The sequence below is a fragment of the Microbulbifer hydrolyticus genome, from assembly GCF_009931115.1.
GTDB classification, from domain to species: domain Bacteria; phylum Pseudomonadota; class Gammaproteobacteria; order Pseudomonadales; family Cellvibrionaceae; genus Microbulbifer; species Microbulbifer hydrolyticus.
Map to the genome: position 1 here is coordinate 1,834,774 of NZ_CP047491.1, position 23,821 is coordinate 1,858,594.

14 protein-coding genes and 1 pseudogene are annotated in these 23,821 nt (G+C 57.4%); 5 read left to right on the forward strand and 10 right to left on the reverse strand.

Annotated elements, in window-relative coordinates; translation table 11 throughout:
• Positions 1–128 precede the first annotated feature (128 nt).
• The 6 genes from GTQ55_RS07740 to GTQ55_RS07765 all read right to left on the reverse strand — a co-directional run bounded on the left by GTQ55_RS07740 (position 129) and on the right by GTQ55_RS07765 (position 10,858).
• A complete protein-coding gene (locus GTQ55_RS07740; protein WP_161858212.1) occupies positions 129–707 on the reverse strand; it encodes a YceI family protein in 579 nt (192 codons plus the stop codon).
• Positions 708–963: 256 nt separating this feature from the next.
• The gene (locus tag GTQ55_RS07745) at positions 964–1,797 is read right to left on the reverse strand and encodes an alpha/beta fold hydrolase (RefSeq protein WP_161858213.1); all 834 of its coding nucleotides are present in this window, start codon (positions 1,795–1,797) and stop codon (positions 964–966) included.
• 219 nt (positions 1,798–2,016) lie between these two features.
• Positions 2,017–3,609 carry an alkyl hydroperoxide reductase subunit F gene (gene ahpF / locus GTQ55_RS07750; protein ID WP_161858214.1) on the reverse strand — a complete coding sequence of 531 codons (1,593 nt, stop codon included), beginning with the start codon at positions 3,607–3,609 and terminating at the stop codon, positions 2,017–2,019.
• Between the two features lie 203 nt (positions 3,610–3,812).
• Entirely contained in the window at positions 3,813–4,379 is a 567-nt protein-coding gene (gene ahpC / locus GTQ55_RS07755) for an alkyl hydroperoxide reductase subunit C (protein ID WP_161858215.1), read from the reverse strand.
• A gap of 245 nt (positions 4,380–4,624) precedes the next feature.
• Complete coding sequence (locus tag GTQ55_RS07760; RefSeq protein WP_161858216.1) at positions 4,625–9,829, reverse strand: S8 family serine peptidase; 5,205 nt, start codon at positions 9,827–9,829, stop codon at positions 4,625–4,627.
• 444 nt (positions 9,830–10,273) lie between these two features.
• Positions 10,274–10,858 (reverse strand): exopolysaccharide biosynthesis protein, encoded by a 585-nt coding sequence (locus GTQ55_RS07765; RefSeq protein WP_161858217.1) that lies wholly within the window; start codon positions 10,856–10,858, stop codon positions 10,274–10,276.
• A 363-nt stretch (positions 10,859–11,221) separates the two neighbouring features.
• On the opposite strand from GTQ55_RS07765, the pseudogene rimK reads away from it, so the two are divergent.
• Together rimK and GTQ55_RS17935 are read left to right on the forward strand one after the other, a co-directional pair.
• Positions 11,222–12,145 (forward strand): annotated as a pseudogene (gene rimK, locus GTQ55_RS07770) (30S ribosomal protein S6--L-glutamate ligase); the annotation flags it as partial.
• Complete coding sequence (locus tag GTQ55_RS17935) at positions 12,128–12,436, forward strand: cation:proton antiporter regulatory subunit (protein ID WP_237567915.1); 309 nt, start codon at positions 12,128–12,130, stop codon at positions 12,434–12,436. The pseudogene rimK and the gene GTQ55_RS17935, both read left to right, overlap by 18 nt.
• A 25-nt stretch (positions 12,437–12,461) precedes the next feature.
• Here the strand turns inward: GTQ55_RS17935 and GTQ55_RS07775 are convergent, their stop codons facing one another.
• The 3 genes from GTQ55_RS07775 to GTQ55_RS07785 all read right to left on the reverse strand — a co-directional run bounded on the left by GTQ55_RS07775 (position 12,462) and on the right by GTQ55_RS07785 (position 17,649).
• Positions 12,462–15,626 carry an efflux RND transporter permease subunit gene (locus GTQ55_RS07775; RefSeq protein ID WP_161858219.1) on the reverse strand — a complete coding sequence of 1,055 codons (3,165 nt, stop codon included), beginning with the start codon at positions 15,624–15,626 and terminating at the stop codon, positions 12,462–12,464.
• Between the two features lie 20 nt (positions 15,627–15,646).
• On the reverse strand, positions 15,647–16,720 hold the full coding sequence (locus GTQ55_RS07780; RefSeq protein ID WP_161858220.1) for an efflux RND transporter periplasmic adaptor subunit: 1,074 nt from the start codon (positions 16,718–16,720) through the stop codon (positions 15,647–15,649).
• 113 nt (positions 16,721–16,833) lie between these two features.
• Positions 16,834–17,649, reverse strand: coding sequence for a bestrophin-like domain (locus GTQ55_RS07785; protein ID WP_161858221.1), 816 nt, complete (start codon positions 17,647–17,649; stop codon positions 16,834–16,836).
• A gap of 268 nt (positions 17,650–17,917) precedes the next feature.
• On the opposite strand from GTQ55_RS07785, the gene katG reads away from it, so the two are divergent.
• Both katG and GTQ55_RS07795 read left to right on the forward strand, forming a co-directional pair.
• Positions 17,918–20,146 carry a catalase/peroxidase HPI gene (gene katG, locus GTQ55_RS07790; RefSeq protein ID WP_161858222.1) on the forward strand — a complete coding sequence of 743 codons (2,229 nt, stop codon included), beginning with the start codon at positions 17,918–17,920 and terminating at the stop codon, positions 20,144–20,146.
• Between the two features lie 444 nt (positions 20,147–20,590).
• On the forward strand, positions 20,591–21,697 hold the full coding sequence (locus tag GTQ55_RS07795) for a MipA/OmpV family protein (protein ID WP_161858223.1): 1,107 nt from the start codon (positions 20,591–20,593) through the stop codon (positions 21,695–21,697).
• 518 nt (positions 21,698–22,215) lie between these two features.
• Here the strand turns inward: GTQ55_RS07795 and GTQ55_RS07800 are convergent.
• Positions 22,216–23,061, reverse strand: a complete 846-nt coding sequence (locus GTQ55_RS07800; protein ID WP_161858224.1) for a DUF72 domain-containing protein — start codon at positions 23,059–23,061, stop codon at positions 22,216–22,218.
• Positions 23,062–23,238: 177 nt separating this feature from the next.
• On the opposite strand from GTQ55_RS07800, the gene GTQ55_RS07805 reads away from it, so the two are divergent.
• Positions 23,239–23,811 carry a GIY-YIG nuclease family protein gene (locus tag GTQ55_RS07805; RefSeq protein WP_161858225.1) on the forward strand — a complete coding sequence of 191 codons (573 nt, stop codon included), beginning with the start codon at positions 23,239–23,241 and terminating at the stop codon, positions 23,809–23,811.
• The last annotated feature ends 10 nt before the right edge of the window (positions 23,812–23,821 follow it).

Consider the following 23,821-nt stretch of genomic DNA (forward strand, 5'->3'; position numbering starts at 1 on the left):
CGATGCCATCCCTGGGGCCTCTGCGCCGCGATACATGGATGTTTGGGGCTGGCAAGCCGATCGTCGGCAATGCCATATTCGCATCGGGCCTTTGGCAGGCAAGGCACGACGCGAAATGCGCGGTCCGGTCAATTCGCTTTGAACACCAGTCTGGCGGTCACCGGCACAATCGGGCTGATACTGTCGAGGCCGGCAACTTCACGCAGTTTCTCGATACCTTCCAGCAGTTTGTAGTTACCCGCCTTCAGCACGATCGGAGCATTGGTGGTTACCTGCACCATGTTGTCGGCAAGGCCGGTCACCTGCAGGTGCGCTTTTTCAGTCTGTTGCTGGCCATGCACATCCACGGTCAGTTCTGCTGTCATCGACATGGACTCGCCGGGCTGCAGTGCTTTCAGCTTGGCAGCGTCAACGTCTGCAGTGATGGTTGCCTTGGCAAACTGTGCGGTTTCGAACAGCATTTTTTGCATGCGCTCATTGCGGATCGGGATACTGGTCTCGACACTCGCCAGATCGATCGTCAGCTGTGCCTTACCTTCGTCGGAGATAGTACCGGCGAGGGTTTTAAAGTGGTGGGTTTCGGGAATGCTGGCCTTTTTGATCGACACAAAATGGACGCTGGAGTCTCCGCCTACCAGTTGCCAGTCGGCCAGGGCGGAGATTGGCAGGGCCAGAAGTGACAGCAAAGCGAGGGACTTGAAGGACATGGCGTAATTCTCCTGTTTCAGCCAGAGTTGGGATGATAGTCAAAGTTGCCGGCAATCAGGTGTCGACTGAATTTGACTCATCAGTTCCAGGTGAGAAACGTTATCAGGTAGTGCACGTTCACGCCAGTAAAGTACTGAAAAGATATGTCCGCATTTCTACCCTGTCACCGGGTGCTCTCGACAACCGGAATGCTCAGGCAATAACGAGACTGTCACCATTAATGAGAATCAGCCGGATACCATCGGCGAAGCAGGGTCAGGCGGAGGGCGAGGGCACCTTGTCGGCGGGTGCTTTGTTGGCACAGGTGGCCAGGAAGTCGAGCATCACCCGGTTGACGTCGTGTGGTTGCTCGAGACTCGACAGGTGCCCGGCGTGCTTTATGACTTCGAGCTCCGCGTTGGCGAGCCGGTTGGCGAGAGCTTCTGAGCAGGGCGGCGGTAGCGATACATCCTCTTCCCCCACGATCACCATTGCAGGCTGCTGGATCTGGGGGAGGCGGGCTTTTAACGAATCGCGCGCGCACAGTGCATTTACCATGTGCTGGATCGATACCAGCGGCATGGCTGCAAACTTTTCTTTCCAGTAGGCCACCAGTTCCGGGCGGTGGGCGCGCGTATGCCGGCCGAACATCAGTTTTGCCACCACGTTGAGAAGTGGCCGGATGCCAAAGAGTTTGGCGAGCCCCACCAGCATTTTGTACTTGGCGACCTTGAAGCGCGTTTCGGTACCGGCATGAGTGTCAAGCAACAGCAGGCTGCTTACCCGCTCGGGCACCGTAATCGCCGCTCTGAGAGCGATCATTCCGCCAATCGAGAGTCCGGCCCAGTGAGCGGTGGTGACGCCCTCCTGATCCAGAACCGCCACAACATCTTGCACCAGGTCGTAAATATCCAGCGGCTTATCGGCAACGCCCGATTTTCCGTGGCCGCGGATGTCGATATTGATTACCCGGTAGTCCTTGGCCAACGCTGCCACCTGTTCCGCCCACATTTCGCCATCGCAGAGAAAGCTGTGTAACAGGACAACTGCGGGGCCGGAGCCCTGACACTGGTAGTGGATTTGGTAGTGATCGCTGGCGGCAAATGGCATGGTTTTTCTGTAGCGTTATTGGTTTCAGATTACTTTAGGGAAACCATGCATACGGGTAAACCCTTTTAGTTACCGAAAGCGACAAGCTTTTTTAGACCGAAAAAAAGGCCGGTTGGGGACCGGCCGAAAGGGATGGTTCCCAGTGTCTGGCGGAAAAGAATCCGCCCGGGGCAGGTTTTAGGGTATTGCTGGGAGGCCAATACCCGGCCAGGGTCTGTGTTAGCCGGCCATAGACAGGGGCTCATCTTGTAATTGCTCGTCTTCCGGAATCGAGCTGCGGATCAGGTAATCGAAGGCGCCGAGGGCTGCAGTCGCACCGGCACCCATGGAGATAACGATCTGCTTGTAGGGCACGGTAGTGGCGTCACCGGCGGCGAACACGCCGGGGATCGACGTTGCACCGCGCTCGTTGATGACGATCTCACCCATGCGGTTCATCTCCAGGCCGCTGTCCTTGAGGAATTCAGTATTGGGTACCAGACCTATCTGCACGAAAACGCCAGCCAGTTCCAGCTTGTGGCTCTCACCGCTGATGCGGTTGCTGTACTGAAGACCGTTCACCTTGTTGCCATCGCCGAGGATCTCGGTGGTCTGCGCATTGGTAATGATGTCGATATTCGGCATTGAGCGCGCTTTGCGTACCAGCACCTCATCGGCGCGCAGCGTGTCGGCAAATTCCAGCACGGTGACATGCTTGACGATACCCGCGAGGTCGATGGCCGCCTCGATACCCGAGTTGCCGCCGCCAATAACCGCTACAGCCTTGCCCTTGAAGAAGGGACCGTCACAGTGCGGGCAGTAGGCCACGCCGCGAGTCTTATACTCGGCTTCACCCGGCACACCCAGTTCGCGCCAGCGGGCGCCCGTGGCGAGGATTACTGACTTGCTGCTGAGGGTGGCGCCGCCGCTCAATTCCAGCTCAATCATCTGCGCCCGTTTGAGATCGGCGGCGCGCTGCCCGGTAATGATATCCACACCGTACTCCTTCACATGCTGCTCCAGGCTAGCGGACAGTTTCGGGCCCTCGGTATACGGCACCGAGATAAAGTTCTCGATGCCCACGGTATCCATTACCTGACCACCGAAGCGTTCGGCCACGAGTGCGGTGCGGATACCTTTGCGCGCTGCGTAGATCGCCGCGGCGGCACCGGCAGGGCCGCCACCCAGGACCAGCACATCGTAAGGCTCGCGTGCGTTCAACTCCTGCACCTGGCGCTGCTCGGCGCCGCTATCGATCCTGGCCACGATTTCCTCGAGGCTCATACGGCCCTGGCCGAAATGTTCACCATTCAGGTAGACCGCCGGTACTGCCATGATCTGACGCGCGTCGACTTCTTCCTGAAACAGGGCACCGTCAATCATCTCGTGGGTGATGTTCGGGTTCAGGTTCGCCATCAGGTTCAGTGCCTGAACCACGTCCGGACAGTTCTGGCACGACAGTGAGATATAGGTTTCAAAATGGAATTCACCCTCAATGTTGCGGATCTGCTCAAGCAGTTCCGGGTCCGCCTTGGATGGGTGGCCACCGGCCTGCAACAGGGCGAGTACCAGGGAGGTGAATTCGTGGCCCATGGGTATACCCGCAAAGCTGACGCGCGGGGTTTTACCGGCGGGGGCAATAGCCATGCTCGGGGTGCGCTTGCGGTCTTCCTGTTTGAGGTCAATCTTGTCTGACAGCCCCGCAATTTCGTTGGCGAGGCTGTTCAGCTCAGCACCTTTGGCGCTGCTGTTGGCGGACACACTGATCTCGATCGGATTGATGATATTTTGCAGATAGGTGTCCAGTTGTTTCTTTACGTTTGCGTCCAACATCGGTGTGTCCTGGTATTCGGTAATTCGTGGTTTTGTGAAGTCCTGTGGCGGTGCTGCTGACGGGTGCAGCCTTGCGAAACACGCCGTGAACCCATCCATGGGGGCTCTTCCGCGAGGTCCCTCTCGCGGAAGGTTTCGCAAGGCTGCCCCCGTCATCAGCACCTTCTCGGGTGTTTCAGTACTTCGTATGAACGAAGTAGTACTTAGATTTTGCCTACCAGGTCGAGAGAGGGAGCGAGGGTTTCATCACCTTCTTTCCACTTGGCCGGGCACACTTCACCCGGGTGGGCAGCAACGTACTGGGCGGCCTTAATCTTGCGCAGCAGGTCCTGGGCATCGCGGCCGATACCGCCGGCGTTGATCTCCACGATCTGGATCTTGCCTTCCGGATCGATCACGAAAGTACCGCGGTCTGCGATGCCTTCTTCTTCGATCATTACCCCGAAGTTGCGGGTGATGGTGCCGGTGGGGTCGCCGATCATCGGGAACTGGATCTTGCCGATGGTCTCGGAAGTGTCGTGCCACGCCTTGTGGGTGAAGTGGGTGTCAGTCGATACGGAGTAGATCTCAACCCCCAGCTTCTGGAACTCGGCGTAGTTGTCGGCCAGATCGCCCAGCTCGGTGGGACACACGAAGGTGAAGTCCGCCGGGTAGAAGAACACTACAGACCACTTGCCCTTGAGGTCCGCGTCGCTGACGTCAAAGAAGTCGCCGGACTGGTAGGCCTTGGCGTTGAAGGGTTTGATTTCGCTGTTGATGTAGTTAGCCATGGTATTTCCTTGTCTCCTGAGATTGAGTCTGCCCCGTGTTTGGGGCGTGGGTGATCGGGAATGAGGTAAATACTATTAGCTGAGAATCATTGATTGAAATTATTGATATCTATGGCTCTGATTGCTATGGGCAATGATATTTGTCTGTCTGATAGTTTCCTGGTCATCAGTTGTGATGTCTTCCGGCAATAAAAAAGCGGGCCCGAGGGCCCGCTTAAGGTTTGAGACGTTGTGTCAGTCTGTTATCAGACCAGCTTGCGTCTTCTCAGCAGTCCGGCCGCTGCCAGCAGGGCCAGCAGGTAGTACACGGAACCACCTTTTTTCTTCTTTTTCTCCGGCTCAGGCTGAGGCTCAGGTGTCACCGGAGTTTCAGCCGCGTTTACGGTAACAGTGACTTCCGCTTGTGAAGTCATCGCGCCATCACTGACAGAAACGGTGAAGGTGTGTTCGCCTTCGCCCAGGCCACTGACAGTCGGTGTGGCACTGTCCGCACCGTCGATGGTGCCCGGGCCGCTCCAGCTAAAGGTCAGTGCATCGCCGTCGGCGTCAGAGCTTGCGCTTGCATCAAGCTTCGCGCTTTCGCCTTCGGTGATGGTGACATCGCCGGCAACAGCCGCTACGGGCGCATCGCTGGCCGGGTTTACAGTTAACATGAAGGTCACGCTGCTGTAGTCCGAGGCAACGTTGTTGTCCCGCACGGTGACGGTAACTTCGGTCTCACCGGAGAAGTTTGCTTCCGGAGTGATGTCGAAGGTGGAACCGGCATCGTGGCCGTGGATGGTCGCAGAGATGTGTGCGCCGCTGACTTCGATGGTGTTGGGCACCGGGTCCGCGTCCACATACATTACCTGGATGCCTTCGAGGGTTTCATCCTCGTTCACTACCTGATCGGCGATACCAGCAACAGAGATATTGCCATTGACCACAATCTCCTGAGTGGAGGATTTGGCATCGGCAAATTCCATTGCGTTGTCCAGGCTGACCACCAGGGTTTGGCCGGCGGCGGACTCGTTCACACGAGCCTGGAACTTCACCTGCATGGCACTCTGCTCGGGACCTGAGTAGTCGTAACAGATCACCAGGTCATCGTGCAGGGTCTCGTCGAGGTTGTCGAAAGCGACGTTTTCTTTGCGGTAGCCGTTCATGGGGCCGGCAGATGTCAGGAAACCTTCACCCTGTTCGATACCAATAGCGCCGTCGGTCAGATCGCCGCTCAGGTTGTCGTAGGCCATAACGATTTCATGCATGCCTTCGCTGAAGTCGATGCCATTGCGCATGATTACCTGGAAGTCCACTTCGGTACCGGTTTCCTGATCGACGATATTGTCGTACTCGAGGAATACCAGGTCGCCGAGGTCGGGACGTTCTTCGGCATACTGGTTGGCGATGGTCAGGCCGCGCACTTCATCCGGGGAGTTGTAGTAATCCGCAGTGAAGTTGCCGCGCCAGAAGGGCATCACACCGGACATGACAAAGCCGGTGCCCGCTGGGCGGTGCCAGTTCCACATCCACCAGTTCTCGTCCATATGCAGGAGGCCGTTCGGCAGGATGTTGACGAAACCTTTGTGCGGCAGGCCGAACAGAGGAATTTCCGCATCTTCTTTCCAGAACAGCCACTCGGTAGATACCTGGGCGACAGTGCGCCAGTCGGCACCACCTTCCCACAGGCCGGGTAGCGGGCGGATATTGAACTCCAGCAGGTCAATGTATTTACCGTCGGAGTACTCGTCGATCATCGGCGTGTGACACATCTGATCAGTGGCGTTGGTGGTTACCACATAATCGCGCGGCAAATCGCGGGTAGTCGGCTGCAGGCCAGCGAGGCTGATCAGGCCGTTTTCGGTTGCCAGGTTCTCAATGTTGGAGGATGAGTTTACGGAACCTTCTACCAGCGTCAGACCTTCCGGCAGAGACGCCTTGATGTCGTAGCTGCGATCGGCGGATTCCAGGTTCTGACGGACATCGAGGGTAAAGTCGAGAACGTCGCCCGGTTTGGCGGTCTTCTGGCTGATTTCCAGGTTGACCTCGTCCTTGCCGCGTTCAACACGTACCGCGGAAAGACCGATACTGCCCGGCGCACCGGTGACACCCAGGTCGAATGCACCGTAGTACACATCGCCCTGCGTCGCTTCCGGCAGGTCCCAGTCCAGCATGATGTCCACGGCGCTGCCGCCGGTATTGGAATCCGGGGTGGTGATGGTCATGTTTTCCGTGTTGGAGTTGGAACCAATCACGGCATAACCGCCGGTTACCTTGCCTGCTAGGTGAGGAGAAATACCGTGACCGGCTGCTGAAGAGTTGTGAATCACCGCCCAGTAGGTGCCGGGTTCCGGGTTGTTAATCACACAGAAGTTGTTGACGCCCGGGTGGAAGGACGTACACACCAGTTCCTCCTGGTACTCCTCGGTGCTCTCGAAGTCAGCGCCGTTACCATTGCGATCGATGCCGAGCATCACCGATGGATTGCGATCCAGATCTTCAGGATTGACTGCATCGTAATCGTAGGCCTCGACCACCAGCTGCTTGGTGTCTTCGGGCACATCGATCAGCATCCAGCCCCAACCGCGGTCTTCGCCCATGTTGCCAGGGGAGACGTAGATGTTGCCACGGCCCAGATCAAATTCATGCACGGTTGCCTTGGTCAGGCCATACTCGCGCACTTCAAATGAACCGGTTTCCGGCAGCTCCAGACCACCAACAATTTCGCGGCCCTGTTCGCGGTGGATTTCCATTGCTACCTGATCGGGCAGCGCACCGCGATTGAACGCGGCAACTACCGGAAGGTGGCTGCGCGGCGAGGCACCACTGGTTTCGGTCAAAATTACATCGCCAAAGAACCAGAGCTTGTCCGTGTCAACCGATGGCAGGTCTTCGAACGGCGTCTGAGACACGGCGTCGAACATATCTGCCAGCTCCACGGTGACCATGATGGTCTGCTCTTCGCCGGCACGCAGCGAAAACTGCTCCGGGCTGACCTTCACTTTGGCATCGGAGTTGTACTTGTCCTCGGCAGTCGCGTTCCAGGTGCCATCTTTCGTGGCTTTCAAGGTGCGGATCCAGGAACAGGTTTCCCTGCAGTCCTTGTTTACCATCGAAGGTGTGTTCAACCACTCGACTCGGCCGCCTTCGGAGGGGTTGGCTGCGACGTAGTTGTCGATGGTTTCATTCATTACCAGGCCAGCTTCTGCCGCCGCGGCAATGTTGAGGCTGCCAGCACCCTGACGGAAGGAGTTGGTCAGGGGGATCTTGCGACCGTAGTTGTCAGCGCCGTGCGCCTCTCCTGCGGTCAGCATCAGTGCGGACTGGATTTCCGCAGGGGTCCACTCCGGATGTGCCTGTTTCACCAGGGTCATGGCGCCAGCAACCTGCGGAGAGGCCATGGAGGTGCCGCTCATAAAGGTCCAGTCGCTGGGGAATGGCATGTTGGTGAAGGGCTGGTCGTCCGCATTGGCCGCATAGACATCAACACCGGGTGCCGCAATCGCAGGTACCAGGTAGTTGGTGTTGGTAATGCTGGGGCCCGCAGAGCTGAACGGGGCCATGATATTACCCGCTTCAGGGTCTGTACCGTAGGTGGTGACACCCGCGGTGATCTCGGCCATGTTGACCGCGTCCTGGTTGGCATTCAGCCATCCGTACAGGTTCGAACGGGCGCTGGCATCGATGTGGATACCGGGAATGACATAAGCATCTGCGACCAGGTTATCGCTGTAGCTCACGTTGCCGAGTACAAAACCTTCAGCGCCACCAGCGGCAACGTTTTCGGCTTTTGCGACCCGCGCAACCTCACCGCGGTCACACAGTACGATTACCGGCTGTGTGCTCTCGTCGACATCGAGGGTGTCCGGGTCATCCGCAAAATCAAACGTGCCCGCCGGGAACGGCTGTTCACACAACTTTGAATCCATGGTGGAGTTCGGGTTTGCGTAATGGCCGGCATAAACAATACGTCCAGCAATGCCATCGGAGTAACTGACCCCTTCAAAGGTTTTGCCATTCACCCGCCAGGTCTGGTTGGTGCCACCGGTAAAGTTGCCGATGGTTTTTTCCGCTTCCCGCAGTACCCGGTCATGGGTGAGGGCGCCGACCGAAGTCAGCCACGGCGAAGTGTGGTCTGTAGACCAGTAGGAACCGTAGTTCCCGGCAGCAACGGCGACAGAGATACCCGCTTCACGGGCAGACAGGAACGCCAGTTCCATCGGGTCTTCCCACGGGAAGGATTCAGCCCCACCAATGGAGAAGTTGATGACATCAACACCGTCGGCGATCGCGTCGTCGATGGCGGCGAGGATGGCTTCTTCCGGGCAGCCGGCAAACTCATCGCCTGCACTACCGGCATAACATACCTGATAGGAGATGATGTTGGCATGCGGAGCGATGCCGGACGTCTTCGGAAAGTTGAACGGCAGATCGATACCGTCGGAAGTGGTAACGTTTTCCGGTGCCTGCAAAGGCGTATCCATCACCACGTTACCGCCTGCGGTGCTGGCGGTATGGGAGCCGTGTCCGTTGTAATCCTCGCCATTGGTGGGGCGACGGTTGGAGGACGGCGTCCAGTATTTGTAGGCGTCGGTAATCACCGAGTAGGAGTGAACGCCGATCAGCTTGTCATTACACAGTGAGGCATTTTCGACACAGTCACCCACGTAAACACCTTCACCCAGCGGGTTGGTGTGTTCGTAGCCATCGCCGCCGACTTCGGCAAAGGCGACGTGATCGGTATTGATACCGGTATCGATGATACCGAGGATCATACCTTCACCCTGGTAGGGGACGCCGCTGGTTACCGTGCCATCGTGTACCTTGTCGGCGCCGAGGAATTCAACCGAACGGTCTGAATGCAGGTCGAAAATACGGGATGGGGTAATGCGTTTTACGCCCGGCATTTCAGCCATACGCATCGCCTGGTCCTGGGTCATGCGTACTGCCATGCCGTTGGTGGCCATGGTGAACTGCTTCTGCACTTCAAAGCGAATGCCTTTCGCTTTCGCTTTACCCATCAGGTCAGACTGTGTACGACTGAGCTGGTCACGGTATTGCTGTACTGCGCGGCTATTTTTCAGGTCTTTGAAATTGCCAGTCGGGTTGGAACGCATACCGCTCTGCAGCTGACGAATATCGTTGCTGTAATTTACAACCGGTTCGTCGCTCAACTGCACGATGTAGGTAACATCGCCGGAGACATTTTCCTGTGGCTCAAAGACGGGGCTTTTGCTGCCGTCGCGCACCTGGTTGGTGCCGGGTTGTCTGTTCTCGTAGATGCTTCCCTGGAGATTTATCGTACCTTCTTCCACCTGACCCTGGATCATGTCCATTGTCAGCTTGGATGCGTGAAGCCCCGTACGATATCCCGAACCCGAGTCTATCGCGGCGGCGCCACCGGCTACATACAGCGCGGTGACACTGGCGATAAGACACTTCGAGAAGCGTGCCTTATTGGCATTAGTCATAGTTATTTATCCTTATTTGGCGGATTGCCGCCCATGCCTCGCAAGCCTTGGGTAAAAACTGCCGGCTGGAGCAATCCGCTATTTACCACTAAGTAAAAGGCGCGATTTTTATCGCTACCTGTTTTATATCGGAATTGGCGGCCGTGGAATATGGCGCCAGCCTGTGCACTGGTAACGGTTTGTAACACCCGCTTTTGTTTTTTTAGCAATGCTATTTATGTCATTTTTGACAGGTTGGGATTTTGTGAGGGTGTTGGCAAACGGTGTGCTATGCACAGTTTTCGTGAATTGTGTTCAGCGCCCAGTCACCGCTTTTTCGGTACAAAAAACAGCCTTTCAGGTGCGATTGACGAACGGGGCTTTTGTACTGTTTACGGATTCACCCAGACCGGTAGGGGGGCGCATGTTACTGGCGTGAGGAGGGCTGTCTGTCGGGGGCGTTGGTTAAAACAGCGTATTGACGATCATTCCCGGAACCAGCCCGGTGATGACAATGGCGATCAGTACCACCAGGCCATCGTGGGCAATCATGGCGAGCGCGAACGTTGCCAGAGCCAGGCCGGCGATGGTGGCGGAGAAGGGCACCACTTCCATCAATGGCAAAAACAGGGCGATAGCGCAGCAGACCAGCGCGATCACAAAGCTGCCAACGCGCGAGACCAGTATCTCAAGGCGTGGGCTGAGCCACCGGTCGAGTACCGCCGCGGGCTTTTTCAACCAGTGCAGGGCAAGGAGGAGTTTGCGCTGGGGGATCGAGCGCTGAAGAAGCCAGCCGGGCAGCCAGAAATGCGTGCGAAAGGCGAGCATTTGTATCGACACCAGCAAAACCAGTATTGCCATAAGCGTCGGAACCCCCGGGAGACCGGACAGGGGCGAGAACAGCACCAGCCCGGCGAGCAGCAGTATGGGTGCGAAAGAGCGAAGCCCGACCCGTTGCATCACCATTTCCAGTGACACGCGATCGCGCTTGCGTGCCAACGTTTCAAGCTGATACAGCAACTGTGTGAGGCTGGTGATTTCCTCTGGCATGGAGGTTTTGCCGAATTCCTTATGGGTTACAGTGTGGTTTGGAGGGGGCGAGATTACTCCGAGGCCAACCGTCCTCACGCTATCCGGGACTTTCTGCATCTCCAAGCGTAGATGCCAGCAGAGTGCATAGGAACGAGGAGGACTAGCATTGGCATTTTTCGCGCCTTGGTCTAGGCTTGATACACGATCTCGACCTGCCTGTTGGCAGCTTGTTCGACCAAAAAGATAACGCTATTGAAATTGCTATCCTGGTGGCGCTCCCACTGACATCACCGTCGACGAAAATGTAAGCCCGCGCTGGTATATCTGTACCCGTGGCCAGCCCACTAGTCTTCGCTTACCCCCGAGACCAAGGACATCGCTATGAAACTCGCCATTCTTTCCCGCGGTCCCAACTGTTACAGCACGCTCCGGTTCAAGGAGGCCGCCATCAGTCGCGGGCATGAGGTAAACGTGCTGGACACGCTCAAGTTTGCCATCGACCTGGAGCGGGGCGCGCCGGATCTGTATTACCGGCAAAAGGATATTGATGACTTCGATGCGGTGTTGCCGCGTATAGGCGCTTCGATAACCTATTACGGTACCGCCGTAGTGCGACAGTTTCAGGAAATGGATGTCTTTTGCGCGAATACGGCGCACGGTATCAACAACTCCCGCGACAAACTTCGCAGCCTGCAATTGCTGAGCCGACATCATGTGGGGATTCCGCGCACGACGTTCGTGCACAGTAAAAAAGATGTGTTGCCGGCAATCGAGCGCGTTGGTGGGGCGCCGGTCGTGGTCAAGCTGAATGAGGGCACCCAGGGTATCGGTGTGTTGCTGGCGGAAACGGTCAAGCAGGCGGAGGCCATCATCGAGCTTCTGCAGGCACAGAAGCAGAATGTCCTGATCCAGAAATTTGTTGCCGAGAGCAAGGGTAAGGATATACGGGCATTCGTGGTGGGTGATCGCGTGGTTGCGGCAATGCGCAGGGTGGCCCAGGGACAGGAGTTCCGCAGCAATGTGCACCGCGGTGGTATTGCCGAGCCTGTGGAACTGCCACAGGAGTATATCGACACCGCCGTGCGCGCGACCCAGATCATGGGGCTTCAGGTAGCCGGTGTTGATATGCTGGAAAGCAGTACCGGGCCGCAGATTATGGAAGTAAATTCTTCGCCGGGCCTCGAGGGAATCGAGACCTGTACCGGCCTGGATGTGGCCGGGGCGGTGATCGAATACATTGCGGCGCAGGTAGATTTCCCTGAAATTGACGTACGCCAGCGACTGACCGTGAGCAAGGGCTACGGTGTCAGTGAAATCTATATCCCCGAAGGGTCAAAGTTTGTCGGCCGCACGATCACCGAGACCCGCCTGAGCGAACACGATATCAATGTGCTTACCCTGTACCGTGGCGCCAAGATTATCCCCAACCCCCGGTACGAGCGTGTGCTCGAGCCCAACGACAAGCTGCTGTGCTTTGGCAAACTGGAAGCCATGCGCGGCATGATCCCGGCGAAAACCCGCCGCAGACGTCAGCCGGAGATTGCTAACCTGGACCCTGATGCGGTCGCCGCGGTGGTCGCCGACGTTACGGATTAGCTGAGGACCTGACCGTCATGGACGGTCAGGTGCTATCTCCTTCGTGCTCCGTGTTATTTTCAAGTCGCAGGTGCCACTCGAGTACAAATACGGTCAGCGATGGCAACATGGTGAGGGTAACCAGTGTGGCGCCGATAATACCGGTCATGACGATCACGCCCACGCCGCGGTAGAGTTCGGTGCCTGCACCGGGCAGAAACACCAGCGGTGCCAGGCCGCAAATGGTGGTGATGGTGGATATCGCAATGGGCCGCAGCCGTGAACTCACCGCTTCCTGCACCGCGTCGACCGCGCGCATGGCTTCTTCCTGCACATTGCTGATGGCCCGGTGCACAATCAGGATCGGGTTGTTGACCACGGTACCCATCAGGATCAGAAACCCCAGCATCGAAATCATATCGAACGGCTGGTGCACACCTTCCATGCCCATGGCGCGCAGCAGGGCCCCCACAAGATTGAGCAGCGCGAGCCCGGCTATACCGCCGGCGATGCCGAGCGGAATGGTGGTCATTATCAGCAGTGGGTATCCCCAGTGGGCAAAGATGGCCACCATCAGCAGGTACACAATCGCCAGCGCCACTACATAGTTGCTGCCGAGCGCGGCGCGGGTGGCGTCCAGCTGATCCGCGGCGCCAGAGATACCCATGGAGACCCCCAGCGGTACCTGTCCCTGGTCTTTCAGATACTGCACCAGATCTTTTTTCACACGCTCGACACCGGTTTCCAGGGCTACCGAGCGCGGGGGGATAATGTCCAGGGTAACCGTGCGGCGTCCGTCCACACGGCGTACCGTGGCAGTATCCACGGTCTCCTCAATACGGGCGAGGTCAGATAGTGGCAACACTGCACCGGCCGGGGTGTAGACGAATATCTGCTCCAGGGTCTCGACGGAGGCATCGGGGCCGTGGCGGTTGTAGAGGTAGATATCAATCTTGTCGTCATCCAGGAAAAACTCATTCACGAAGGCGCCGTCGGTCAGTGCGGCCACCGCAAAGCCAATGTCTTCGGCACTCATGCCCACTTCCGCAGCACGATCCCAGTCCGGCTTTACCTCCAGAAGTGGCTGCGCCAGCGACAGGCTGGAAGGGCGCGTCTGGATATTGGGATTTTCGAAAATTTCTCCGGCGCGGCTGTAAGCGGCCCGCGCCATCCGATACAGGTCGGCGAGGTGGGCTCCGGAAATATCCAGGGTCACACTGCGGGTGCCGCCATCGTTACTGCTGATAATGGAGCCCCGGGTGGCGAACGCGCGCATGCCCGGATAGCTCTCGTACTTTGCGACAATTGCCTGCATCAGCTCATCAATCTGGCGCGGGTCCCTGGTTTCGGAAATGATCCGTAAACTCTGTGGTGAGACCCGCAGGTTGAGGTATTTCATTGCCGGTACCGGGGTCTTGCCAGCGGCGAAATCCTCGGGCATGTCGTCGACGTAGGGCAGGAAGTATGCCTGCAACTCATCGGCAATCTTTTCCATGGTCGCCAGGTTATAGCCCGGCGGCGCGTTCATAATGGCAAACGTCTTGGCTTCTTCCCCTTCGGGCAGATACTCCGCCGGTGGTGTGAGCAGCAATACGATCGCGAGGCTGCTGAGGAAGGTGGTGACGATGCAGTACAGGCGCCGCCTCGGGGATGCCAGCAGCCAGTCGATACGGTCAATCACCGCGTGGCGCAGGCGACTGTGCTCCAGCTTTTCATTCGTGGTGCCATCGAAACGCAGCCGCGCACTGGCGGTGGGAATAACCGTGATGGCGACCAGCATGGAAACCAGAATGGACGCGGAAACCGCGATGGCGATATCGGAATAGAGCTGGCCCGCTTCCTCGACGATAAATACCACCGGCAGGAACACCATGACCGTGGTCAGGGTGGATGCCAGTACCGCCGGCCACACTTTTTTGACCCCGCTGATCGCTGCCTGCAAGCGGTCGAGCCCCCGACGGCGCTCCAGCTCGATGCTTTCGAGTACCACGATGCTGTTGTCGAGGGTCATGCCGATGGAAAACGCTACCCCGGCCAGGGAGATCACGTTGATGGTGCGACCGGCCACCAGCAGGCCGATAAACGCGGCAATGGTACAGATGGGAATGCCGACCACGCCCAGCGCGGTTGCCCGCAAAGAACGCAGGAACCAGTACATGATGGCGGTGGCGAGCAGGGCGCCCAGCAGCAGGTTCTTCCACACATTGAATACAGACGCTTCCACATAGCCGACGTCGTCGGCGGTGAGCTCCATACGCATGCCCTGGGGTTCGAGCAGCTCGCTGTTGATGAGTTTGACCTCTCGCAGCATCGCCCGCTTGATGTCGATGACATTGGAACCGCTCTCGCGGCGCACCGACAGGCTGATTACCGGCAGTCCGTTCACATAGGAATTGCTGCGGATCTTGAAATGGTCCAGCTGGATATCGGCAACCTCACCGAGCCGCACGATGCTGTCGCCGTCCCGCCGCAGGATCAGCGCGCGCAGTTGCTCCAGGTCCTGAAAGCGCCCCAATGTTCGCAGAAGATAGCGGCGTTTGCCGCTTTCGACTTCGCCCCCGGAAATATCGCGGTTGCGCTGGCTGATGGCCCGACGCACATCCGCGAGCGCGAGGTTTTGCTCGGCGAGACGCTCCGGTAGCAGCCGGATCTGGATCTGGCGCTCGGCACCGCCGTACACATCCACCTGTGCCACCCCCGGTACCCCGGACATACGCGGCCGCACATTGTCTTCCACGAAATCCCGCATCATATCCATGTCGAGGCTGCGTGGATTATCCGGCAGGGGGGATATGCGGAAATACATAAACGCATTGGCCGAGAACGAGGTTGCATACACCCGTGGTTCATCCACATTCTCGGGGTAGGAAGGCACCTGGGTGAGCGCGTTGTTGACGCGGATCAGCGTCTCGGTGATATCGACGCCAAAGGGAAACTCCAGCTCGATCTCCGCGCGACCGAGGTCCGCGGTCGATTGCAATTCCTGCAGATAGGGGATGTTGCGCAGGTATTCTTCCTGCTCGATCAGGATTTCTTTTTCGATATCCTGGGGGGTGGCACCCGGCCAGTCGGTGCGGATGGAAATTGTGCGCACTTCCAGGTCGGGGATCATTTGTACCGGGATTCGGAACGCCGCTACCAAGCCGAGAATCGCAATGATCAGGACGCTGACCGTGACCAGAATACCGTTGCGGACAATGTGCTCGAACATGATATCTGGCCCCGGAACAGTTAGCGACGGGCGGGTTTTACCAGGACAGTCTGCCCGGGCTGCAGGCTCTCGTTACCTCGCGTAATGACGATCTGTCCCGCTTTTAGTCCCGATGTGATTTCAATCAGGCCATTGAAACTGAGGCCGGTCCTCACCACCTGCTCGCGCACACCAACGGGCGTCTTGCGGTCGCCGTCGGTATCTGCGACCCATACTGTGATGCGTCCATCGGGGTAACGCAATACCGCGTCCCGTGGGACTGCAATTCCCGGTTCGGGCCGCTTTAGCTGCATGACCGCAGAAGCCGACATCCCGGGAATCAACGCTGGCAACTTGCCCGGTGGCTTTCCGTTCAATTGGGTACGCAACAGGAAGGTGCGGCCCGCATCACGGCTTAACGGTACCTTACTCTCTACCGTCGTCTGCAACAGGTGCCCGGTATCCAGTTTGACGGTAAGCGCGTCCTGGGGCTGAATTCGGGCGTAATAGCGTTGCGGCACACGGAAGTCCATGCGCAAGTCACCGGTGTCCACCAGTTCGAACAGGTTGATGCCCGGTTCCACCCATTCACCCAGATCCACGTGTCGCTGGCTGATTATGCCGGAAAAAGGCGCCACAATTTTGTGGCGTCGGAGCAGGGCGGCCTGTCGTTCCGCTTCCACTTCCGCCGCCTGTAACTGTGCATCGCGCACGCGCACTTCGGAAGCGAGGGTTTCCACTTCTGATTCAGCGATGTGCTGATCGGCGATCAGGGCCTGGGCTTCGCGGAATCGCCGTCGGCTGTCGGCCAGGGCTTCCCTGGCCCGGGCGACTTCCGCCAGCGCCACGTCCCGGCTGATGGCATTCAGCTCCGGATCCAGAATCAGTAACACATCGCCTTTGCCGACTTCACGCCCGACATCGGTGCGTATTTCCTGTACCAGTCCCTCGACTTCCGTGGAGAGCAATGCCTGTTTGAGAGGCGTTACGGTACCGGTAATCGGTACTTCTTCGATCAGTGCCTGTTGCTCGACGCGTACGGCCTCTACCGTGAGTGGTTGCGCCTCGGCGTGGCCAATACCCGCGAGGGAGGCCACGAACGTCAGGGAAAACATCAAGTGCAATCCAGCCATAGAGACAACATATCGATAAGAGTTTGCCGTGCAACTAAGGGTACACAGCTGCCGCGGGTTACCACAATGCATACGGTGGATGGAGAATAGTGGATCTAACTTTCGTGAACAGATGTTTTCAGGGCTTCGCGCTCGCTGGCCTGTAGTTGTGTATTGAGTTCCTGCATCGGGGTTTGGTCCACTACCAGCATGCCTTCATAAGAGCGGTCGAGATCGGCGATCAGCAAGATGACAACCGAATAGGCCAGGGCTAATGCAATTGCCACCTGGGGTGAGCCCTTGCGCCCGGTACCCAACTGAAAACCAATGGCAAACATCGCCAGCGCGGTAACGGCGAACAGGGCGCCCCAGATAGGTGTGGGAATGCGATAGCGACCGCCAACAAAGTCTCGCGAGGTGTGGAAATCGATGACCTCGTTCAGTGCGTCAAGAAACTTGCCCAGCCTGACGCCCTCGTAACCCGCGTCACTCAGGTTCCTGGTCACTTGCCACAGCTGCTGTTGAATAGCGGTACTGCGCGCAATCCGCTCGTTGTAGTCCGGTACGTTTTTGGGATCGAAGTCGCGGACATTTACATACTCGGCAAGCAATGCACGCACCTGTCGGCGCTCGGCTGGTGGCAGCAGGTCAGCCCGTAAATAGCTTGTTCCGATGGCGTTCACCTCGTCGAGCAGCAGTGCTTTGCGTTCGGCATAGCGCTCTGCGGCGGAATTGAAGGTGAACGCCAGCATAAACGCCAGCAGACCGAGAACCGCCGCCACGGCGCTGCCAATGGATGATTCGCTTGCGTGCCCACTACGTGTAGAGCGCCGCCCAACAAGGTTTCCCACTAACAGCGCGATAAGCACCAGCAGGATGGAAAACCCCGCAAATACAGACAGGGACGGATGACCGAAGGGACCGCTAAACATGATGCAAAAGGCCGTTGTTTTCCCGTAAGTCTGGCCCACCCGGCGGTCGGTTGCAGAGTTTTGGCGGCAATTGGTTGCGCGCAATGCGGGTTCCTTGCCGATGCGAAACAAGGGTCTGGAGCAAGAGAGGGCTGCCTGTACCGCATGATTGGCGCGTAACCCACCTCAAGTTTCTGCGATGAAGCCTTTAACCGTCACCAATGGCTTGAGACTTTCCTATATTTCCCATCACTACCCCGAATTCCGATAATGACTGGAGACGACAGCGATGCGGACCAGGTTTTCCTCTGTGGTTGCAGCCGTGGTGGTTGCGACGACGTGCCTCAGCTCTGCGCAAGTAGCATTTGCCCAGAATATGCCGCCGCCCGGCGAGCCCAAGTCCAACCAGTTTTGGTGGCCGGATCAATTAGATCTTTCGCCCCTGCGTGATCACGGGAAGTCGTCCAATCCGATGGACGATGATTTTGATTACGCCAAGGCCTTCAACAGCCTGGATCTGAATGCGGTCAAAAAGGATATCGAGAAAGCGCTGACTACCTCTCAGGACTGGTGGCCAGCGGATTATGGTCACTATGGTCCGCTGATGATTCGCATGGCCTGGCACAGTGCCGGTACCTACCGGGTGGGTGACGGCCGCGGTGGTGCCGGCGGTGGCCAGCAGCGTTTCGACCCACTGAACAGCTGGCCCGATAATGCCAACCTGGACAAGGCGCGCCGCCTGCTGTGGCCGATCAAACAGAAGTACGGCAAGTCCATCTCCTGGGCCGACCTGATGATCCTGACCGGCAACGTGGCGCTGGAATCCATGGGCTTCAAAACGTTTGGTTTTGCCGGCGGCCGCGTGGATGACTGGGAGCCGGAGTTGGTGTACTGGGGGCCGGAAACCCAGATGCTGGACTACGAAAAGCGGTTCAAAGGCAAAAAACTGGATCGTCAGCTGGCGGCCACGGTGATGGGGTTGATCTATGTGAACCCGGAGGGGCCGGGCGGAAGCCTCGATCCGAAGTTGGCGGCGGAAAAGATTCGTCTCTCATTTGGTCGCATGGCCATGAATGATGAGGAGACGGTTGCGCTGATTGCCGGTGGCCACGCATTCGGTAAAACCCACGGTATGGGCAAGCCGGATTGCATCGGTAAGGAGCCGGCAGCCGCACCGATAGAGGATCAGGGGTTTGGCTGGAAGAACAAATGCGGTAAGGGCAATGCGGAAGACACCTTTACCAGTGGCCTGGAAGGCGCCTGGACAATCACTCCGGCGCAGTGGAGCCACAACTTTCTGGATAACCTTTACAAGTTCGAGTGGAAAAAATCCAAGGGGCCTGGCGGCGGCACCGTCTGGATACCCACCGACCCGAATGCGTCGAATATGGTGCCGGATGCGCACCTGAAAGATAAGCGCCACGCCCCGATCATGCTGACGACCGATCTGGCGCTCAAGGAGGACCCCGCCTATCGCAAGATTTCCGAGCGGTTCAAGAACAACCCCAAAGAGCTCGAGGATGCCTTTGCACGCGCCTGGTTCAAGCTGACCCACCGGGACATGGGGCCAAAGGCGCGGTACCTGGGCTCCGAGATTCCCAAGGAGGACCTGCTCTGGCAGGATCCGCTGCCAGCGGTGGACTACAAGCTCCTCGATGAGAGTGACGTGGCCAAGCTCAAGGCCAAGATTCTCGCCTCCGGCCTGACTATCCCGCAGCTGGTGCGCACTGCCTGGGCTTCCGCATCCACGTTCAGAGGCTCGGATATGCGTGGGGGTGCGAACGGTGCGCGTATCCGTTTGAAACCGCAGAAAGACTGGCCGGTGAACAATCCAGCCGAACTGAGCAAGGTGCTGGCAAAGCTCGAAAGCATCCAGAAAGACTTCAACGGTTCGCTGTCCGGGGGCAAACAGGTTTCCCTGGCTGACACCATCGTACTGGCGGGTAATGCGGCGGTAGAGCAAGCGGCGAAGAAGGCCGGGCACAATGTGACAGTGCCGTTCAAGCCCGGACGTGCCGACGCCACCATGGAGATGACAGATGTGGAGTCCTTCTCCTGGCTAGAGCCCCGCGCCGATGGATTCCGCAACTACTACAGTAAGGGCAATTCCGTGTCACCGACGGAAATGCTTGTCGATCGTGCCGACCTGCTGACCCTCACGGTACCGGAAATGACCGTACTCGTTGGCGGTATGCGGGCGCTCGGGGCCAACACGGCCAATGTGAAGCACGGTGTATTCACCGACAAGCCCGGTACTCTCAGCAATGACTTTTTTGTCAATTTGCTGAGTATGGATACCGAATGGTCCAAGTCCTCCGAAGATGGTGTTTATCAGGGTAAGGATCGCACCAGCGGTAAAGTGAAGTGGACAGCAACCCCGGTCGATCTGATTTTCGGCTCAAATTCCGAGCTGCGCGCGCTAGCCGAGTACTACGCCACCGAGGATGCAGGCGAGGTATTTGCCAGCGACTTCGTTGATGCCTGGGCCAAGGTGATGAACCTGGACCGGTTTGATTAACAGAACGACAGAGTATCCACCTGGCTCCTTGCAATTGTGAGCCAGGTGGATAGTGTGCCGCGTGTTCTTTTCTTCCTGTCAAAAGCCCCACTCAAATCCAAACGTATAGCGGTCGTTTTGGCGGAATTGTCCGTAGAGTCCGTCCGCGGTCCCACTGAAAACGTCTGCACCCAACCATACTTCCAGATTACTGAACCAGAGGTAGCTGATTCTGGGACGCTACCTTCTGTCACCTCGATTCAGGGAATACAGGCCCTGGAATCCAACGGTCCAGGTATTGTGTGCCGGTCTTTGTTCTATATGTATAAGCATGTACCTGCAACGACATTTTGTGGCGACATCCGGTTTATGCCAGTCGGCTGCGTTGTTACCGTCATATAAGGAAAGTGATCCGTACACCGGGGTTTGTCGTAGCCCATAAAAATATGTAGCTGGAGCCAAATCATGAAGTTACTCCCTGCCGGTCTGTTACTGGTGTGTCTGTTCCAGTTGTCCGATGTGGCGGCAGAATCAATCTCCGTACGTATCAACAATGCGCCAGAGCAGGGTGTGGTGGTCATCCAGCTTTACGACAATCCCAGTACCTTTGGCGACTTTCGCAACCCGGTCCGGGAAACCCGCCATCCCGTCTCCGCCGATGGTGTCTACCGCATAACCAATGTCCCCGCCGGCGAATACGCCGTTCTTGCCTATTTCGACGAGAATGAAAACGGCGCACTCGACAGGACGTTCATCGGGATCCCGAAGGAGCCCATTGCGCTGTCGAACAACTACAAGCCCAAGGGGCCGCCCAGTTTTCAGAGGGCGAGTTTCAGAAAGCTGGATGACGGTGAACACGTGTTGGATCTCGAGATGTACAGCGTGCTGGGCGAGGCAGGCCAGTGGGGTGTGGGTCTCGGCGTGATTGGGCGCAGTAGCCCTTACAAAGGCTCTGATACCAACGTGGTGCAGGTGATACCTGCGATTACCTATTTCGGGGAACGGCTCCAATGGGTCGGCCCGCAGCTCCGCTACGGCCTGGTGGGGAGTGATCAGCTGCGACTGGCGGTCACCGCCACCTACCGTGTGGGCGCGTATGAGGAAGACGACAGCCCCATCCTGCAGGGGCTCGGCGACCGCGACAATACATTGATGGCCGGGATCGGCCTGGTCTATGAGGGGAAGCAGGGGGTTGATGTCGACTTCCGCTACGAGCACGACGTGCTTGGGCGGGCAGACGGTGGCACGGCAGCGCTAACGGTATCCAAAGGGTTCCAGTGGGGTAACCTGCGTCTTTCCCCCGCTCTCGGTGTCAACTGGCTGAGCAGCGACCTGGCGAACTACGATTTCGGGGTTCCCGTTGCAGCGGCCCTGCCGGGGAGACCGGCATACGATGTTGGCAGCAGTATCAACGTTGAGGCCGGTGTCAGTGGCCTTTACGAAATCACAGAAAACTGGCGATTCGTACTGTCCGTGAGCGCAGAGTTCCTGGACAGCGAAATTACTGATAGTCCGATCGTCGCCGACGACCAGGTATTCAAAGGCTTTGCGGCGCTTACCTACACTTTCTGAATGCGGCTTTCTGAATGTGGATTTCTAAATGTGTCTTCGCAAATTCGCGTGAAACTGTGGTGACCTAAGCGCAACGGCCGTTGTATCTATTGCTCGGGTATGTCGTTACACCGTTTGCAGGCCACGCGATTCTTGAAATTTCTGATACGAAAAATCAGGAAAATACTTGACGTTATAAACGCCCAGAGAATGCCAAATTCTATAGCGTATTCCAGTTCCCGGCCTTTCAGATATTGCACGCCTGTGAACAGCGTAAACAGAAGCACGGCCATAACGGCATACTGAAATATCGATTTTCTGACTGGCATCGAGAATCTCCTTTTCCCTCAAGATACATAAGGCCTGCGGCGTCACGGAAAGTCGCTAACTTCTGTTTGTGCTTGATATACGCGCCAATCCGCGAACCCATTGTTCGACGGCATAACGCTATATTCATACGTTGTACGCAAGTTGGCAACTCGGCTGTCGCTCGCCAAACTTTCCCTTCATGTCTGCGTCATGCACGGCTGGAGGATCTGTCAGAATAATCCAATCTGGGGCTGCTGGTCACAGAGCTCCAGTGGCTTTACCTGCGGACGCTGCGCGTGTAGTAGATCAGTCCACAATTTGACAAGGCAGAGAGCATCGCCGTTGTCCGGCATATGCATAAACACGAATGGCCGGACTCCTAGCTCTATCCAATTGGCGACACGCTCTACCCAGGGCGCGAGGTACTCGCGGTTACTCTCCAGATCCGGGTGGCCGATATAGCGGATGACAGGGGGTGCCTCTACCGGTAACAGGTGCACGGGCACATTCGGTTTCTTGCGCTGGGCGTCGACAATTGACGGGCTATCGGCCTTAGCCGCGAACAGACCCCGGCTATCCAGGCATACGCGGGCACATTTGCGCTCGCGGAGCCCCCGGTTCAGCACGCGCTCGGCGTCTCCCTTCTGGAAAAAAGCCGGATGCCGGACTTCCACGGTGCACATAACGGGCGAGGGCAGTCGGTCGATAAAGCGCCACAGATTGTTCAGGTGCTGTGGCCCAAAGGTTGCGGGCAACTGAAGTAAAAAGGGCCCGAGTACATGCTCCAATGGGGAAACGATTTCGAGGAAGTCCCGTATTTCCTTCTCCGGAGGTGCCAGCAACTGATCGTGGGTAATGCTGCGAGGAAATTTCAGCAGGAAACGAAAATCGTCAGAAACCTGGCTGCGCCACTGCGCGCACTGGTCCTGGGTGGGCGTTGCGTAGAACGTTGTATTGCCCTCGACACAGTTCAGCACCTGACTGTAGCGTTCCAGTGGCGTGGAACCTTCCGGTAAGCGGTTGTTCCACGCCGGGTGATGCCACTGGGGACAGCCGAGGAAATAGGGGAGATTCATGGTTTCGCAGTGATAAATATTCCGGGCCAAATGTAATGAGGGTGATGCTTAAGTCAAGTCTGCACTTTTAGTTTTAAATCATTAGAATGCGCGACCTTTTCACTGGGCAGAATTTGGTGGGCAGACAACCCACCTGTGAGCTGCACTCAAGAATGCGAAGAGGTTGACTGAAGTTCTATGATCGTATTTACCCTGACCAATGAAGATACGGACGAAGTATGGGTTGGCACGGCACGCGAAGGGGTAACCCCGGAAGCCCGCTTTCAGCAAATCCAGGCCGCACTTACACTGGGTATCGATCATCCGTTCTATCAGGAACTGAAAAAGTTTGGCGCTGGCGCTTTCACTCCGAGCCTGTTCGCCGTGGCGGAAGACCGCCTGGAGCTGCAGGAGCTGGTTGAAGAGGCGCTGGATTCATTCAACGCTAAAAGCCTTGTAGGAATAAAGACCGTTCGCCCCGGTACCACTAAGTCTGCGTTGTCACCCAAGCCAAAGCCTCGCGCGAGCCGCGCGAAGACTTCTACTGGCGCCAAAGCCACAGTATCTAAAACCGCAAAGCCGGTAAAAGAAAAGCTGGCAACCGGGCGCACCGGTAGTGCCGCTCGAGAGCGCGCGATCAAAGCGGGTATCGAAGCAGAAAAGGCCAGGATGGCAGCGGCCAAAGCCAAGAAAGTTCAGGATGAAGCCGATGAAATGAGGGCGATCCTGGCGGGGCTGGATGCCCGGGGTTCGACACTGTCCCGCCGCTGAGCGACCACAG